Source organism: Virgibacillus necropolis (assembly GCF_002224365.1).
Classification (GTDB): Bacteria; Bacillota; Bacilli; order Bacillales; family Amphibacillaceae; genus Virgibacillus_F; species Virgibacillus_F necropolis.
The window spans coordinates 3,437,868-3,453,528 of record NZ_CP022437.1 but is presented as its reverse complement, the minus strand read 5'-3'; the positions used below and the strand labels follow the sequence as shown (position 1 = coordinate 3,453,528).

Annotated in this window: 19 protein-coding genes and 1 other annotated feature; of the genes, 10 read left to right on the top strand and 9 right to left on the bottom strand. The window is 37.4% G+C overall.

All coding sequences use genetic code 11. From position 1 onward, the window contains the following. Positions 1 to 353: 353 nt before the first annotated feature. The 3 genes from CFK40_RS16405 to CFK40_RS16395 all read left to right on the top strand — a co-directional run bounded on the left by CFK40_RS16405 (position 354) and on the right by CFK40_RS16395 (position 2,420). Positions 354 to 620: a CD3324 family protein gene (locus tag CFK40_RS16405; RefSeq protein WP_089533483.1), complete on the top strand. Its 267-nt coding sequence runs from the start codon at positions 354 to 356 to the stop codon at positions 618 to 620. Between the two features lie 192 nt (positions 621 to 812). Next, entirely contained in the window at positions 813 to 1,370 is a 558-nt protein-coding gene (locus CFK40_RS16400) for a GNAT family N-acetyltransferase (RefSeq protein ID WP_089533482.1), read from the top strand. 24 nt (positions 1,371 to 1,394) lie between these two features. Continuing rightward, positions 1,395 to 2,420 carry a serine hydrolase domain-containing protein gene (locus CFK40_RS16395; protein WP_089533481.1) on the top strand — a complete coding sequence of 342 codons (1,026 nt, stop codon included), beginning with the start codon at positions 1,395 to 1,397 and terminating at the stop codon, positions 2,418 to 2,420. Between the two features lie 73 nt (positions 2,421 to 2,493). On the opposite strand, the gene CFK40_RS16390 is transcribed toward CFK40_RS16395, so the two are convergent. Then, positions 2,494 to 3,294, bottom strand: a complete 801-nt coding sequence (locus tag CFK40_RS16390; protein WP_264371418.1) for an SDR family oxidoreductase — start codon at positions 3,292 to 3,294, stop codon at positions 2,494 to 2,496. A 316-nt stretch (positions 3,295 to 3,610) separates the two neighbouring features. On the opposite strand from CFK40_RS16390, the gene CFK40_RS21530 reads away from it, so the two are divergent. Next, a complete protein-coding gene (locus CFK40_RS21530; protein ID WP_264371371.1) occupies positions 3,611 to 3,745 on the top strand; it encodes a hypothetical protein in 135 nt (44 codons plus the stop codon). Positions 3,746 to 3,922: 177 nt separating this feature from the next. Here the strand turns inward: CFK40_RS21530 and sda are convergent, their stop codons facing one another. Further along, the gene (gene sda / locus CFK40_RS16385; protein WP_089533479.1) at positions 3,923 to 4,078 is read right to left on the bottom strand and encodes a sporulation histidine kinase inhibitor Sda; all 156 of its coding nucleotides are present in this window, start codon (positions 4,076 to 4,078) and stop codon (positions 3,923 to 3,925) included. Between the two features lie 229 nt (positions 4,079 to 4,307). Then, positions 4,308 to 4,539: a binding site (T-box leader), on the top strand. 329 nt (positions 4,540 to 4,868) lie between these two features. Here sda and thrS point away from each other — a divergent pair. Beyond that, positions 4,869 to 6,785, top strand: coding sequence for a threonine--tRNA ligase (thrS, locus tag CFK40_RS16380; protein ID WP_089533478.1), 1,917 nt, complete (start codon positions 4,869 to 4,871; stop codon positions 6,783 to 6,785). 94 nt (positions 6,786 to 6,879) lie between these two features. Here the strand turns inward: thrS and CFK40_RS16375 are convergent, their stop codons facing one another. The 3 genes from CFK40_RS16375 to CFK40_RS16365 all read right to left on the bottom strand — a co-directional run bounded on the left by CFK40_RS16375 (position 6,880) and on the right by CFK40_RS16365 (position 10,736). Then, positions 6,880 to 7,269, bottom strand: a complete 390-nt coding sequence (locus CFK40_RS16375; protein ID WP_089533477.1) for an RDD family protein — start codon at positions 7,267 to 7,269, stop codon at positions 6,880 to 6,882. Between the two features lie 100 nt (positions 7,270 to 7,369). Continuing rightward, entirely contained in the window at positions 7,370 to 8,380 is a 1,011-nt protein-coding gene (locus tag CFK40_RS16370; protein WP_089533476.1) for a phosphotransferase family protein, read from the bottom strand. Between the two features lie 151 nt (positions 8,381 to 8,531). After that, a complete protein-coding gene (locus tag CFK40_RS16365) occupies positions 8,532 to 10,736 on the bottom strand; it encodes an MMPL family transporter (protein WP_089533475.1) in 2,205 nt (734 codons plus the stop codon). A gap of 143 nt (positions 10,737 to 10,879) precedes the next feature. Here CFK40_RS16365 and CFK40_RS16360 point away from each other — a divergent pair, with 143 nt between their 5' ends. Then, positions 10,880 to 11,503 carry a TetR/AcrR family transcriptional regulator gene (locus tag CFK40_RS16360; RefSeq protein WP_227001803.1) on the top strand — a complete coding sequence of 208 codons (624 nt, stop codon included), beginning with the start codon at positions 10,880 to 10,882 and terminating at the stop codon, positions 11,501 to 11,503. Positions 11,504 to 11,551: 48 nt separating this feature from the next. Then, a complete protein-coding gene (locus tag CFK40_RS16355; RefSeq protein WP_089533473.1) occupies positions 11,552 to 11,935 on the top strand; it encodes a TIGR02328 family protein in 384 nt (127 codons plus the stop codon). On the opposite strand, the gene splB is transcribed toward CFK40_RS16355, so the two are convergent. Then, positions 11,928 to 12,956, bottom strand: a complete 1,029-nt coding sequence (gene splB / locus CFK40_RS16350) for a spore photoproduct lyase (protein WP_089533472.1) — start codon at positions 12,954 to 12,956, stop codon at positions 11,928 to 11,930. The two genes, CFK40_RS16355 and splB, sit on opposite strands and share 8 nt — an antisense overlap. Then, the gene (locus CFK40_RS16345; RefSeq protein WP_089533471.1) at positions 12,949 to 13,200 is read right to left on the bottom strand and encodes a transcriptional regulator SplA domain-containing protein; all 252 of its coding nucleotides are present in this window, start codon (positions 13,198 to 13,200) and stop codon (positions 12,949 to 12,951) included. Before CFK40_RS16345 ends, splB begins: the two co-directional genes overlap by 8 nt. Before the next feature lie 247 nt (positions 13,201 to 13,447). Between CFK40_RS16345 and CFK40_RS16340 the strand changes: the two genes are divergently transcribed. From CFK40_RS16340 to CFK40_RS16330, 3 genes are all read left to right on the top strand, one after another. Next, on the top strand, positions 13,448 to 13,624 hold the full coding sequence (locus tag CFK40_RS16340; RefSeq protein ID WP_089533470.1) for an asparagine synthase: 177 nt from the start codon (positions 13,448 to 13,450) through the stop codon (positions 13,622 to 13,624). 30 nt (positions 13,625 to 13,654) lie between these two features. After that, positions 13,655 to 14,005 carry a DUF378 domain-containing protein gene (locus tag CFK40_RS16335; protein WP_089533469.1) on the top strand — a complete coding sequence of 117 codons (351 nt, stop codon included), beginning with the start codon at positions 13,655 to 13,657 and terminating at the stop codon, positions 14,003 to 14,005. A gap of 75 nt (positions 14,006 to 14,080) precedes the next feature. After that, positions 14,081 to 14,458: a carboxymuconolactone decarboxylase family protein gene (locus CFK40_RS16330; protein WP_089533468.1), complete on the top strand. Its 378-nt coding sequence runs from the start codon at positions 14,081 to 14,083 to the stop codon at positions 14,456 to 14,458. 42 nt (positions 14,459 to 14,500) lie between these two features. Here CFK40_RS16330 and CFK40_RS16325 read toward each other — a convergent pair whose 3' ends face one another. Further along, a complete protein-coding gene (locus CFK40_RS16325) occupies positions 14,501 to 14,923 on the bottom strand; it encodes a pyridoxamine 5'-phosphate oxidase family protein (protein ID WP_089533467.1) in 423 nt (140 codons plus the stop codon). Positions 14,924 to 15,374: 451 nt separating this feature from the next. After that, on the bottom strand, positions 15,375 to 15,530 hold the full coding sequence (locus CFK40_RS16320; RefSeq protein WP_089533466.1) for an FbpB family small basic protein: 156 nt from the start codon (positions 15,528 to 15,530) through the stop codon (positions 15,375 to 15,377). Between the last annotated feature and the right edge of the window lie 131 nt (positions 15,531 to 15,661).

Sequence of the window (15,661 nt, the reverse complement as noted above, 5' to 3'; positions counted from 1 at the left end):
GACCAGTTACTCGTTTGAAGGAAAGGTACGATGATTTATAAACTTTTTAGAAAAATATATAGTAGGACCACATTTTTGTATTGATTATTCAAATTATTATAACAGGTAGAAACCAATTTATGATAAAATTAAGGAGGTATTTCAAAATAGATGGGAGTTGAAAAAGTTGCCACGTATTATTTCTTTTGCCAAAGCGGCAGCATCTCATGCAAAGCCTAGTATTAGAAGGCGGTAACTTTGCGTGAGGTGGTATCATTTTATTTAATCGCCTAAGTAACAAGATATCATTTCTAATATGTCTGGCTTTGCACCTTATAACTATTTCGTGAAATATGAATAAGGGGCTGGCAGAAATGAGTTATGTAAAAGCAAACAAGATATTACCTGAAGAACTGATTGTAGAATTGCAAAAATACGTTCAAGGGGAAACGTTATATATTCCTAAATCCAAAAGCAATTATCAAAAATGGGGTACATGTTCTGGTGGAAGAAAGGTACTTGATGAAAGAAATGCCTGTATTCAGATTGGTTTTAATAATGGTAAATCCATTGATCAGTTAGCTGACGAATATTTTCTTTCAACAGAAACCATTAAAAAAATTGTTTACTCGAAAAGTTAAAGGTCAAAGCGCTGGTTATCTTTATCCAAAAGATGATTAGTGCTTTTTTATGGCAGTTTGACGGGTAGTAAACTCCAACTGTATAAAGTTCACTTTATGGCAAATTTGATTATTAGTTATTTTCCCTATTTATAAGAAACATGGAATCGTCTAGTATTAGACTATTCGGTAGTGGAATAGGGGTTAGAGGAAATGGAACAAAAACGAGTAATAAAATTCTTAACAAGCAAAAGGGTGTATGTAAGACCGATAGAAAACGCAGATTTAGATTTATTTTATGAAAAAGCTCTTTGGGATAAAGAAGGAAGGAGACTAACGGGAACACAAGCTGTATTTAGTCGTCAGGGTATTCAAAATTGGTTTGATAGAAACGCAATAGATACTAGTAGAATTGATTTAATCATATGTTTACAGGAGAACAATCAGCCGATTGGAGATATAGCTATGTTAGATATCGACCATCAAAATCAAAATTCTGTTGTTAGGATTTCTATATTTGATAAGGAATTTTGGGGTAACGGATACGGTACGGAGGCCATGTCATTAGTAGTAGAATTTGGGTTTGATAGTTTAAATCTTCATCGGGTTGGGCTAGACGTCTTCGCATATAATGAAAGAGCGATAAAAGCATATGAAAAGTTAGGATTTAAACGAGAGGGAATAGTCAGAGATGAGCTTTTCTATGATGGTGAATTTCATGATTCCATATTGATGGGCGTTCTGAAGGGCGAATTCGTGAAACTGCATTGAGCAAATTTAAAATGGAGTGGGAGTATGTTAAAAAGTAATAGTGAGATTAATAAGGTGTTAGCAGATATTCATGATAAAGTGGGTTTTTCAGGGGTCGTATACATGAAAAAAGAAGATAAAGTGATCTATGAATCAACGTATGGTTATTCGAACAGAGCTGACGAACTGGAAAATAACTTAGACACACGGTTTGGCATCGCGTCTGGATGTAAATTGTTTACAGCTATAGGCATTTGCCAGCTGGTTGAACAAGGAAAACTCTCTTTTCAAACTCGATTAAAAGACTGCTTAGATATTGAGTTCCCGAACTTTGATGAAACGATAACTATTCATCATCTTTTAACACATAGTTCCGGTATTCCAGATTATTTTGACGAGGATGAAATGGATGATTTTGAAGAGCTATGGAAAGAACACCCTACGTATCTTTTTAAGAATTTAAAAGACTTTTTACCGATGTTCCAAGATCATCACATGATGTTTAAACCAGGTGAAAAGTTTCATTATAATAATGCTGGTTTTATTGTATTAGGATTAATCATGGAACAACAAACAGGGCTCAGTTTTACCGATTATATTGAGTTAGAAGTATTCAAGCGATGTGGTATGAAGGATTCTGGTTATTTTTCTTTGGATCACCTTCCTAAAAATACAGCCAACGGTTATATTGACAATCAAGACGGGACCTGGCGAACAAATGTATTCTCTATACCTGTCAAAGGTGGGGCTGATGGGGGTGCATTCATTACGGCACCTGATATGATGAAATTGTGGGAAGCGTTATTCAACCACGAGTTGTTAAGTAAAGAATATACAAGCGTGCTTTTGACTCCGCAACTATCCGTTGAGGATGAAGTGTATTACGGTTATGGAGTATGGATTAACAAAAGAAACAATCGCGTGTTCAAATACCATGTGATGGGATATGACCCTGGCGTGAGTTTTCATTCATCTGTTTATCCAGACCTAGACATAAAGCTTGTTGTACCTTCCAATAAAAGTTCTGGTGCATTTGAAGTGACAAAAGCAATAGAGGATAATTTTTATTAAAATAAAGCCGATTAACTCTAATGAGTCAATCGGCTTTATTTTTCACTGATAGTAAGATTAGTTAATTAGAAGACTATGAATGATCAACCTCTTGCTCACTCCATTCCCATAGCTCTTCAGCTAAGTTCTTGTTCTTTGCCTTCGAAGATATCTTAGCCACTTTTCTTTTATAAAAATATTCACCGCTAATAGTAGCAACTTCAGGGCTCGTAGCTAAATAAACTGCCGTGTCGGCTCCTTGGGTGGGTGTTTGGAAAAATGGCCGCAAAAGGGCGTGTACAGATTTTCCAAATCCGGTATTGCGATTTACGCCAAGGCTAGTTCCAACAGCGCCTGGGTGCACGCAGTTAGCTGTAACAGATGTAGTAGAGAGACGAGTAGCCAACTCACGGATAAATAAAATATTTGCCAATTTTGATTGGGCATAGCCTTTCACAACATTAAAATTTTTAGACAAATAAGGATCTTCAAAGTGAATTTTACCAACCTTGTGGGCACCTGAGGAAACCACAACAATTCTCCCTTGCTTAGCATTTTTAAGTGGCTCAAGCAGAAGGTTCGTTAGAAGAAAATGCCCTAGATGATTGACACCAATCATACTCTCGAAACCGTGAGCGGTGGTTTCCCGTTTTATCGACACAACTCCTGCGTTATTCACCAGAACATCAAGTGTTTGGTATTGTTGTTTGAATTGATCCGCAAACGTGTGAATACTTTCCAATGATCCCAAATCACATTTCATTAATTCAACACGATTAGCATTGCTTTGCTGTTTAGCTTTTTGTAAAGCCTCTTCTCCTCGTTGAGTGCTTCGGCATGCCATTATGACGTGGAATCCTTTATTTATTAATTCTACTGTTGTGGCAAGACCCATTCCCGAATTTGCTCCAGTTACCACTGCGACTTTCCTTTGTTCTTGAGTTATTTCTACTAGATTAGTATTTTTGTCTTTTTTAGTTCCAGATTGCACATTCATCCTATCGAGACTCCTCTGCTTTTTGATGATTCCTATATAGTATGCGGATAAAAACAGGTCTACGTCAATAGAATTGAGAATTCTGACGGATGTGGTGCAAGTTAGGATGTAACACCGTTGTAAAAATTTATCTTTAATTCTTCGTAATCACTTGCTAAAATAGGTATATATAGAAAAAAGGAAATAATAACCATCTATTATAGGGGGAAACAGGATGACCAGATTCGAAATGTTAGCGGGTGAGTTTAAAACAAAGCTGGGGCGAGATTTGTCCCAAAAGGAAATAGATTGGATTCAATGGGTAATTGATAAAGAAACAATTGAGAAGCGAAGAGTAAACAAGGATTAATTAATACATAATTTTGAAGGATTGGATTTTTTCTAAATTTCATGCCCACTCCTTTATCTTTTCCTAGGAGCTCTTAAAGGAATACCTTAAACCATTTTTTGCATTATTACTCCTATTACATATTTAGATTTATTGGCGCTTTTATCCCTTCTCTCTTATCATATTTCAACCCTTCTTTTAACCTTTTAAAATTGTTTGATTTTTAGAAGGGTTGATCAATAACCCGCGACGACTAATTTCTTCTTTAATTAATCCGCAAAAATCTCGATCCAAATTTGACTCTTTTGCCTTGAAATAAGACTCAATCAGTAATTTGTCAGATAGTTTATTCAATTGATTTTCACCTCCCAACTTAATAGCATTAATTATTAAATGAGTAAACGGCCAAAAGTGATTATAAGTCGGTTCCTAAAAAAACAACGGAAAAGGAAAGAAAAGGAAATGGACACTAATTAATACTATTACACTAATTAATCACTTACAATCGCCTATTTAATAGGGATTGTTACAAAAATAAATATTGACTAAAAGATAATAATCCTATATAGTAATTAAAAAGTAAAAATGTGCGATGAAAAGGACATAAGTTTCTCTTAACGATTTAAAGAGAGGGAAGGCAAGGCTGGGAACTTCCTAATTAGCAGAAAAGCTTACCACCTTGGAGTAGTATTGGTGAATACCAGTAATCAATACCGTAGCTGCTACGTTACAGCAAAATGAAGCCATCACTTTTATTATTTATTAGTGATGGGAAGTTGGGTGGAACCACGAGTACAACACACATCGTCCCTTATGTTTGAGGGATGTATGTGTGTTTTTTGATGTTCAATTAAATAAAAGACGCAATGATAAGGATATAAGCAATTCTTAACGGTTTACAGAAAGGGAAGGCAGGGCTGGAAACTTCCTAACGCAGTGGAATTTGCTTACCACCTTGGAGCAGTATTGGTGAAATACTAGTAATCAATACCGTAGCCGCTACGATACAGCTTAGACGAAGCCATCACTGATTTTGCAAGTGATGGGAAGTTGGGTGGAACCACGGGTATAGACACACTCGTCCCTTTTTTAGGGATGGGTGTGTTTTTTATTTTTGATAAATTATAGAGGAGTGTTAAAAGTTATGAGTCAAAAGGAATTGGTCATTAATTTTCCGGATGGTAATCAAAAGAAGTATGTACACGGTATAACTTTAGAAGAAATTGCTCAGTCAATAAGTCCAAGTTTGAAAAAGAAATCTGTTGCAGGTAAGGTGAACGGTTCATTGTTTGATCTTAGACGAAGTATTAATGAGAATGCAGATATTGAGTTATATCAGCTTAATTCATCGGCGGGAATCGAAGTTATGCGCCATACAACTGCCCATGTATTAGCTCAGGCCGTGAAGCGTCTTTATGATGATGTTCATTTAAGCATAGGCCCAGTTATAGAAAACGGTTTTTATTATGATCTTGATTTGGAAAGTAGCATTTCAGCTGAGGATCTAGTTAAGATCGAAAAAGAGATGAATAAAATCATCGCTGAAAACCTGGAAATCAAACGTGAAGAAATATCACGTGAAGAAGCAAAAGAAATCTTTGCCGGTGATCCGTTAAAGTTAGAGCTGCTAGAAGATATACCACTAGATAATGTTTTGACAGTTTATCGACAGGGGGAGTTCGTTGATTTATGTCGTGGACCACACTTGCCAAACACCCGGTTTATTAAAGCATTTAAATTAACACATGTATCTGGTGCTTACCTGCGAGGTGATAGCAATAATAAAGTACTTCAGCGTATCTATGGTGTAGCCTTTTCTTCAAAGGTAGAGTTGGATGACTATTTTCATTTTCTTGATGAAGCACAAAAGAGAAACCATCGTAAGCTAGGAAATGAATTAGAGCTATTTATGTTCTCTGAAGAGGCTCCAGGAATGCCATTTTATTTAGCAAAAGGTCAAGTTATTCGTAATGAATTAGAGGCGTTTTTGAGAAAGGTACAGAATTTATACGATTATAAAGAAGTCCGTACACCAATTATGATGAATCAGCGGTTATGGGAGCAATCGGGGCACTGGGATCACTATAAAGAAAATATGTATTTCTCAGAGGTAGACGATCAACGTTTTGCATTAAAACCGATGAACTGCCCAGGACACATGCTTATTTTTAAAGATAAGCTTCATTCTTATCGTGATCTTCCCATTCGCATGGCGGAGTTTGGGCAAGTGCATCGCCATGAATTCAGTGGTGCATTAAACGGCATGTTAAGAGTTCGCACATTCTGCCAGGATGATGCTCACATCTTTGTTAGACCAGATCAAATTGAGTCCGAAATTAAGGAAGCGCTAAAATTAATTGATTATGTTTACCGTGCATTTGGCTTTAACTATGATATTGAACTATCAACAAGACCAGACGACTACATGGGTGATGAAGCCTTATGGGATAAAGCAGAAGGTGCTTTAAAGAACGTCTTAAACGAACTTAAGTATGATTTTGCTATTAATGAAGGTGATGGAGCATTTTACGGACCAAAAATTGATATCCATATTAAAGATGCACTAAAAAGAAGTCATCAGTGTGCAACAGTTCAGCTAGACTTTCAAATGCCGGAAAAGTTTGATTTAACTTATGTAGATGAGAACAATCAAAAGGTCCGACCAGTTGTAATTCATCGCGCAGTCTTTGGGTCAATTGATCGTTTTCTAGGGATATTAGTTGAACACTTTGGCGGTGTGTTCCCAGCCTGGTTAGCACCAGTTCAAGTGAAAGTAATACCCGTATCAAATGAAGTGCATAGAAGTTATGCAGAAGAAATTAACCAACGATTTAAGCAAGCTGAACGAAGAAGCGAACTTGACCTACGTGAAGAAAAACTAGGATACAAAATAAGAGAAGCTCAAATGAAAAAGATTCCATACATTCTGGTTGTAGGGGATAATGAGGTAGAGAATCGGTCTGTTCATGTAAGGCAATACGGTCAGGATGATTCAAAAGAAGTCAAGCTAGAAACATTTCTAACTGAGATAAATCAGATAGTTGAAAATAGAAGCCTTTAAGAAGAAAATCGAAAGGATCGGTCTCCAGTTACATTAAAGTCTGGGGACCGACCTTTTTAATAGCTCTTATGTAAAAAAGTAACTTTCCGATATTTTACATTTCTCTAACTACTGTACCTGAAAAGCAATCATGTGGAAGTACTGCTCCAGCTTGGTTTTCAAACGTCTCACGGCTTTTTAAGTAATCAAAGGTGCTCACTGTATCCCGGTAACCCATGCGCTTGATAATTTGGCAGGATGTTGGTGCTGAACCATCCTCATTAACAAGGGTAAGCCCCATTTTTCTATAACCAATCGTTTGACCACTTTGGCGTAACTGGGCGTACTCAAGAGTCCACATTACTATGGTCGGTGTTATCAAAGCATGAACCACTTCATTTTTCACTTTTTTCCGCAATAAATACTCAACACCAGCAGTTAAAGCGCTTGAAATAGCCAAGTCAATCACAAATGCTTTCGTACGTTTTTTCGTAATGGATTTCATCAAAGATCCCCCCTTGTTTTTTTGCTTGCCACCTAATTATACGAATATCACATGAATATGTTTCAATCAAATAGGATTGAATGGCAATAACTTTTAAAAATCAGTCTAAAAGATTTGCAGCTGTTTCTGTGTAACTTTCCACCCAGTTAGAAAATGAAAGATTATCATCCCACGTAACCATTCCTATCGCTTTAGCACAGCCCCAATCTAAGATTCGTTGCTGGAGCATATGAACTCTGATACGTTGTCTTACAGCATGTTTATCTTCTGAACCGCGCAGATAAACGGATAGTAAATGTTTTGCAACTTCTTGTTCCCCATTGTCTAGATAGATTATTAACATCTTTATTAAATCTGATAAAGGGTCTCCAAAATAGGAGTTAGTGAAATCGAATACACCACTAATTTTCCAGCCATCAGTTCCTCTCTTTAATAGGAAGTTTCCCGATTTAAAATCACCCATTACGAACGTCGGTGATGATAAAGCGTCAAGATAAGGTTTTGTACCTTCTAATAGCGTTTCCACCCACAGAATGTCTTCGGAGGTTATAACTGAATATTTTTTGGCGTCATTTAACCAAAACCTTATTCTATTGCAAAGCCATGTAGTATAAGTACCTTTAAAGGGACGCACGGTGAAACTTTTGGTCTCAAACTCTCCGAACTGTTGAACTTTCCAACTATGAAACTCAGTTAACGTTTCAGCTATTAATTCAGCTATCTTTAACTTTCCAGCTTTGGATGGGCTAGCTTTCATTTGTGGTGAATTCATATGTTCCCCGGTTAGACGTGGCATTACAGAATAACTCCAGCCGAAAATGTCCTCTGCGTCGTCTATCATAAAAGGTGTTGAAACAGTAACCTTTGTACGTTTTTGTATATTTTCTATGAAAAACTTTTCCTCAACGAATTGCCCAGGAAATAAAGGGTTCCCTTTAAGAACGAAATCTCCAGCAGTTGATGAAATAAACATCGTTTGTCCCATTGCGCCATGTGCGGTTTTTTCGAATGAAATGAGTTTACCTAAATCAAATCTATCAAGCATTAACTGTAATTGAGCAGTTGTTACTACACCCAACTTATTGGAAGCAAAGATTATTTCAGTAGTCAAATTACTTTCCCCTTTATCCGTGGCTAAATTTCACGGAGTGCTTTTGTTGAATATATAACTAATATCTACATCAAAGCTTCTGATTAGTCAAACAATATTTTTGGAATTATCTTTACGCTGATTCAATTAGAGCATACTAGGGGTAAAAGGATTACTTTTGTTTCCAACGCATACCGGGCCAAAAGGCAAATCTTCCAAGTACAGTTGTTATGGATGGAACGAGTAGTGATCTCACAATAAAGGTATCTAGTAAGACCCCAATTGCAGTTACTGTTCCGAATTGAACCAGTACCTGCATGGGAAGTACTGCCAATACCGAAAATGTTCCCGCTAGTATTAACCCAGCTGAACTAATAACGCCGCTCGTCTGACCGACTCCTTCTGAAATTGCCTCTTTCATGGACATATGTTTACGGTTTTTCCATATGCTTGAAACCATAAATATATTGTAATCTTCGCCAAGTGCTACTAAGAAAACAAAGGCATAAAGCGGAATAAGACCATTCATGGCAGGTGCGTCAAACCCATAATGAATCAATAGCCAACCAAGTCCAAGTGCTGAAAGGTAGGACAGGACAACGGTTAACAAAAGGTAAACCATTGCTACAATGGAGCGTAAGTAAACTAACAATAAAGCTGCAATAATGACCAGGACAACTGGAATAATCAGGTTCTGATCGCGGCTTGTTACTTCTTCCGTATCATAAAGTGCAGCTGTTTCTCCACCAATCCAGACATGTTCACCAGCCTGTTGCACACCGGCTTGTTCGAGGCTGTTCTGCACAGAAGCTTTTAACTCTGGAATTTGGTTAACGGCTTTTGTTGAATAGGGATCAATTGCTAAGGTTAGCTCATATGCTTGATAATTGGAATCCTTTTCTCCAGTTCTAGGATCACTGACGTTTTCAATTAGCTTTAAAGAAGAGAGGTCGCTTTGTAATGAAACGTCGTGACCGTCCGTATCGACAATTATCTGTACGGGAGCTATTTTTCCAGGTGGATAATGGTCGGCAATAACCTGAAATCCTTCACGTGATGGCATATCTTCTGGAAAAGAATCAAGCACGCCATATGTAAACTCAATTTTAGGAACAAACAGTGCGAGCCCTCCAAGGAAAATCGTACAAATAATAATAACCGGCCAAGGTCTATCAGTAACCAAACGACCAACAGACTTGCTGAATCGACTTCTTGTTTTTGGATGACGAACAGGCTTTCCTTTCTTTTTTTCTAGTTCCTGTGCCATTTTTTCTGTTCGTGGAATAAAAGGGAAAAAGGCTACTCTTCCAAGCATAGCTAGAATTGATGGCAAAAATGTCAGAACTGCAATTCCCATGATGAATATGGCTAAGCTGAACGGCACTGCAAAACGATCATAGGATGCGTATTGTGCAAGCGATAGCGTAACGAGTCCGAGTACTGTTGTTAAAGCACTCATCATAATAGCACTTCCTGAGTTTGCAATTGCCTGTTGAAGTGCTGTATATTTATTTGCCTCAAGCTGTAATTCATCCCGGTACCTGGAAATGAGAAATAGGCAATAATCGGTTCCTGCTCCGAACAGTAGTACAGTCATAATGGATATTGCCTGGGCGTCGACTTCGATCCATCCTTGGCTTGCCATAAAACCAAGTAATGGGCTTATTAGTCCGTAGGCAATCCCAACACTTATTAACGGGACGATGGCTAGTATTGGAGAACGATATAAGACGATAAGTAAGACTAAAACAAGCAATACAGTTGTGACCAATAGTGTAATATCTGCTTGGCTAAACAGTTCAGTCGCATCTGTTTGAATCCCCACCGGGCCGGTAAATCGTACATGCAATCCATCTTTCGCTAATTCTTCCTTAAAAGGATTTGTTTTCGTTACATTGGTAACCTTTTTTTTCAAGACATTAAGTGCCTGCTGTAACGTTTCTGCCTGAGATTCTTTTTCAAAAAATACAGGTGTTGTGAGAGCTGTACCATCACTAGAAGCAGATTTCATTAATGCTTCAACGGGGATATTCCCAAAATCTGGTACCAATGTTTGCTGCTCTAGGGGGTCATGTTTTAACTGTTCATAGATAGATTGTACGGCTTGAAAGTCAGCTTCCTTTAATCCACCTTCTCGGTACCAGACCATTAATAGCGGGACCCCAGTATCGCTTGGAAATTGCTCTTGGATAATCTTTGCTGCCTCAACCGACATGGCATCTTCAGGTAACAGGTTAGTTGAAGCGGTTTCTTCATCATTTACCTGAGGCCAGACGAAAGACAAAATTCCTATGATTAGAAGCCAAATTACGAGTGTTGCAAAGCGACTCTTGGAACCCGCAACTGTATTGCTCCATTTCTGTAAAAATTTGTTCATCCAATCTTCCTCTCTTTAAATGCAAGTTTTCACGTTGATATAATTATATATACTGGTTAGTTAATTATCAATGGGTTTCAATCAAATTCCTGGATTAGGTGTGCTATAATACAAATTAACTAATGGACAAGGAGAGAACAAGTGTGAAGGCCAAACATAATCGTTCGCCGGGAAGACCGCGTTCCAGTGAGTTGGAATTACCAACAAAAGAAATTATTTTAAAGGCGGCTTCCCGTCTTTTTTTAGATAACGGCTATCAACATGTTTCGGTAGATGATGTTGCGAAATTGTGCAATGTGACAAAAGCAACCGTCTATTACTATTATGCTAGTAAAGCGGAATTATTTACGGAAACGATAGTGCAAATGATGGAACGTATTCGCGAAAAAATGCATGCCATGCTGCAAGAAAACATCCCATTACGCAGTCGTCTCTTAAATGTGACAGAAGCACACTTGAAAGCAACCGTTGATATAGATATGGATGGTTTTATGAAAGGGACTAAAAATACATTATCACCGGAACAAATAAAGAGAATGCATCAGGCAGAAGAGAATATGCATCAAGCAATCGAAGAAGCATTTGTTGATGCAATGGCTAAGGGCGAAATTGGTGAAATAAACCCAACATTTGCTACACAGACATACCTAGCACTATTAAAAGTAGGCAATTATAAGACAGTTGATAACCATTCTATATTCCCAACTATTGAAAAAACGGCTGAACAAATCAACCGTTTCTTTTGGCAGGGACTTTTTCCTGAATAAAAGTAGTGGGAATCATGATGAATCGGGTGAAAAGGGAGGGATTTTTCTATGCGTCTTTGGCATGAAGAACTATTATCAAGGCTGCCACGTCAACAGTTGCTGGGTCAGCACCGGGAATGTTGTGCTTTAAGAGGCAATGGTTGGGGGAAAAAGCATGCGACCGTCAATTATGTGTTTGATTATTCACCCTATAAATTATACCAATTCCATCTAAAGGTGATGGATGAAATGAAAAACAGGGGATACCAGAATAATCCCCTTTGGGAAAACCCTTATTATAGAGGGAAGGCATGCCTTGCGCATGACAAAGATAGTCTTTATTGGCATGAACAAAAGGACACAACAGAATTTCCTATATATCCAGAACATGACCTGGAGTACTTCCATGCATGCGTGGAAAACCTGGAACATAAGGGTATAAAAATTAGGTGAAGTATTCTAACTTTGCCTCTGGAAAATACTCATGAATGTAGTTTCCTAATGTATCCTTTATATCCTCTTGTTCCTCATTGGTATAAACATATTTACCGATACCGTATCTTCCCCATTTCCATTTCCGCTTCGATTCGTCAAGTTCGAGTTTGGTCATCGGGTAGTTTTCTTGAATGACACGCTTGGCTGGTTTTGTAAAGCGATGTTGGATCATTTCAAACGTTAAGTCTTTCCTAGCAAATGCTGGTAAAGCAGCCTCAAGTTTTTCAAACATTTCATGATAGCCTTCTTTCCAGTTCTCGTGTAAGTAAATTGGCGCAATGATAAACCCTAATGGATAGCCGGCTTCTGCCACTTTTACAGCCGCTTCAATTCTCTCAGGGAGCCTTGATGTTCCAGGTTCAAAGAATTTAATAATATAATCATTATTAATACTAAAACGAAAACGTGTCCGACCATTATGCTTAGCATCAAGCAAATGATCGACATGAGCAAATTTTGTTACGAAACGAAGATGCCCATATTCTGAACTACCGAAGTATTCTATTGCTCTTTTTAGCGTATGGGTTAAATGATCAACACCAACGATATCTGATGTGCACGACGCTTCAAAACGTGTAGGTTCTGGTGCACGTTCCTTCATATAATTAGCAGCCGAATCAAAAATTTCATCCACGTTTACGTACGTTCGAATATATGGTTTGTTGCCCATTGTTGTTTGCAGGTAGCAATAATGACAATGTCCCATACACCCTGTCACAAAAGGAATTGCGTATTCTGCTGATGGTTTTGATGTATCAAACTTTAAGGTTTTTCGGATACCAAGTACGAGTGTCGATTTAGCGACTCGGTATTTTTGAAAATGATTATCTCCTGGTAAATTCCGAATTTGATTATGTGAGGTTGTCTCCCGAATTTCAATCCCCATATTCTCGAATTTAGTAACGAGGTCTTTTCCAAGTTGATACTCTAACGCACGAGGTTCGACATAAACAAGCTGAGGAACAAATGGTTTAACCATCAAGATCACCTGTATCCAATGATCCAAATGCCTCAAGATATGCATGTTCTGCTTCTTCTTCAGATTTAAACACGGCAAATTCATCTGAAAATGGAAAATAATTCTCGTGTGCAAAGAGAGCTAATTCATAAGGGTTATCTGGATTTTGTACAACAGCTGCTTGTTGAACATTGGCAACATCTTGAGCATGGGGATTACGAATAATAATATAGACAATCTCACCTGGTTGATAATTCTGATTCATGTTCATTAATTCACCTAGTTTTCTTTAGTTTAGTGTTTTTAGTTATTCCTTAATGGGATAGATTTATGTTCGTTTTTTAGCTAATAACAAAACAGACCACTATTTTAGGAAAATGGACGATATCAGGTTCTTTAGGAATGGGCACAAAGTCACGAAGTCAGTAGGAAATGCTTAATTACTCTTGAATGAAAACGAATTATATGGAAAAGATAAAATGAACCTTGGCAATTAGCAGGAGGGATACTTTATGCAAAACGTAAAAGAAGGATTAATACCCGTAGTTCTTGGGTCAGCAGTGACAACCACTGGTGTAGCACTACGGAATAATAGAAGCATACAACCTATAGTAACCGGTTCAATTATTGGGTTTGGATTGGCTCATATCGTATTAGGGGCCATCGATTTAGTCGAACATCGTGGTTAAAAGGTCTGACAAAAAAGGAGGTGCAGGATTATGGAAACGTTGAAAAAAATTGCCTTAACTTTAGTAATAATTGGAGCTATTAACTGGGGATTAATTGGGTTATTCCAGTTTGACCTAGTAGCAGCAATATTTGGTGGACAAGATGCGGCTTTAGCTCGAGTAATTTATACGCTAGTTGGATTAAGCGGTCTGTATTGCATAACCATGTTATTTGACCCTATGACAGAAACGAATAAGGACATGGACAGAGGTAAGGATCGAACCATGCATACAAGAAATGTTAACTATGGCACGGAGTTTGGTGAAGAAAATGATGTTACAAATTCGTCTGAATCTTTCGCGGACAGGGAAAGAGATCAAGACCCATTAAATAGAAAATAATAACCAATTACTCCAAAGCCTTCAATGGTTTTGGAGTAATTACTTACGGGTTATATATGGAAAGGAAGCGGAAACATGGGACATCATCAAGAAGTAACAAACAACCTCTCCATTGAAAAGCACTTAATTAACTACAAGGAAGGTCTTCATAAATTCACTGAAGGTATGCCTGAAGTTGTACAGACGTACAATGAATTTACTGAGCATTGTTTCAGAGAAGGGGAAATTTCCCAGAAAAATAAGCAGCTTATTGCGCTCGGGATTAGCGTTTATTCCCAAGATGAGTACTGTATGATTTATCATACGAAGGGATGCATCGACCAGGGGTGTACGGATAAGGAAATCTTTGAGGCAATTGGCGTATCAACAGCGATAGGTGGAGGAGCAGCCATGAGTCAAGGTGTAACGCTTGTACAAGAATGTATGGAACAATTTAAACAAAAAAGACATTAATAAAGATCACCAGCCATTCATAAAGCTGGTGATCTTTATTATTTATAAATGAAGTATCTTTGGTGTTTCACTTTTTTTGTTCATCAAACTAATTTGAATTGGTTCAATTTCGAGTACGATATAATTCGGATCATTTGGGCCATCAAACCAAAGCTCCATATTCTCATTCCATAACTGTTTTTTCATTTCTTTAGAATCACTTATGGAAACCTTTCCTTCATACTCCACATAATCATCGCCGTACCCTTTACCTTCATATCCGAGAAGAATATGCGTGAACGGGTTAGTTTCTACTTCATCCGCTTTATGGGTATTTTTGCTTGTCGCTGTGTAAAGTTTCAGCCCCTCGCTAGAAAAAGTCATGTACCTTGAATGTGGTTTATTATTTTTAACCGTTGCCATTACACCAACACTACTATTATTAAGTATGTTTTCTACGCTTGTTTTAATCTCTTTTTGACTCAACTGCATGCACTCCTTCATTAGTTATAATTATATTATCCCTCCAAGGATCGATGTTAACCCATTATCTTCATCCCTCAAAAAAAATAATTTTATTTGTTCGTGCTGCAGGATTAAAGGTATGATTTTGTCACCGTTTACAGGTGTTTTCTTAAAGAAGTATGGATTGCTACGCTCGGACCAAGACACCACATTGTGTTTCTACGACTAAAACTATTGAAGAATAGGTCGAGTGTGAATAATCCTCCATATATCAGAAGAGACGCCTCATTTGAGACGTCTCTTTTGTATCTTTTGCTTAAATTTTTTTCATCCTCTTTTAAAGTTAAAAGGGGATGATGCGATATGACAGATTCCCAGGCAATGTTCTTGATGATATCTTTTGCAGGTCTGATTGTAGCGATTCTGTCAAACCAAAAAAATAACTTCAGTATCATACAGTTATGTTTTTTATTTATTGTAAATTAAGCTTTTTGTGTTTTGCACTAGTTAAATCTGTTTGTTTCTTTTCTAAACGCATTTCAATTTGAGTAATTTTTTTTTCGTCATCTAGAAGTTCTTGTCTATTTTTTTTAACGAGTTCTTCAAAATTTAAAATCTTCGGTCGCATATTATCCACTCCTTTTACCGTACTCCTTTTATTATAACCTATAATCGTCAGAATAAACCGTAATTATTTGAACATTTTGTTAAACTTTTGACATTTTTGTGAATAAGTAGATACTACCTCCTAAGTTTTAG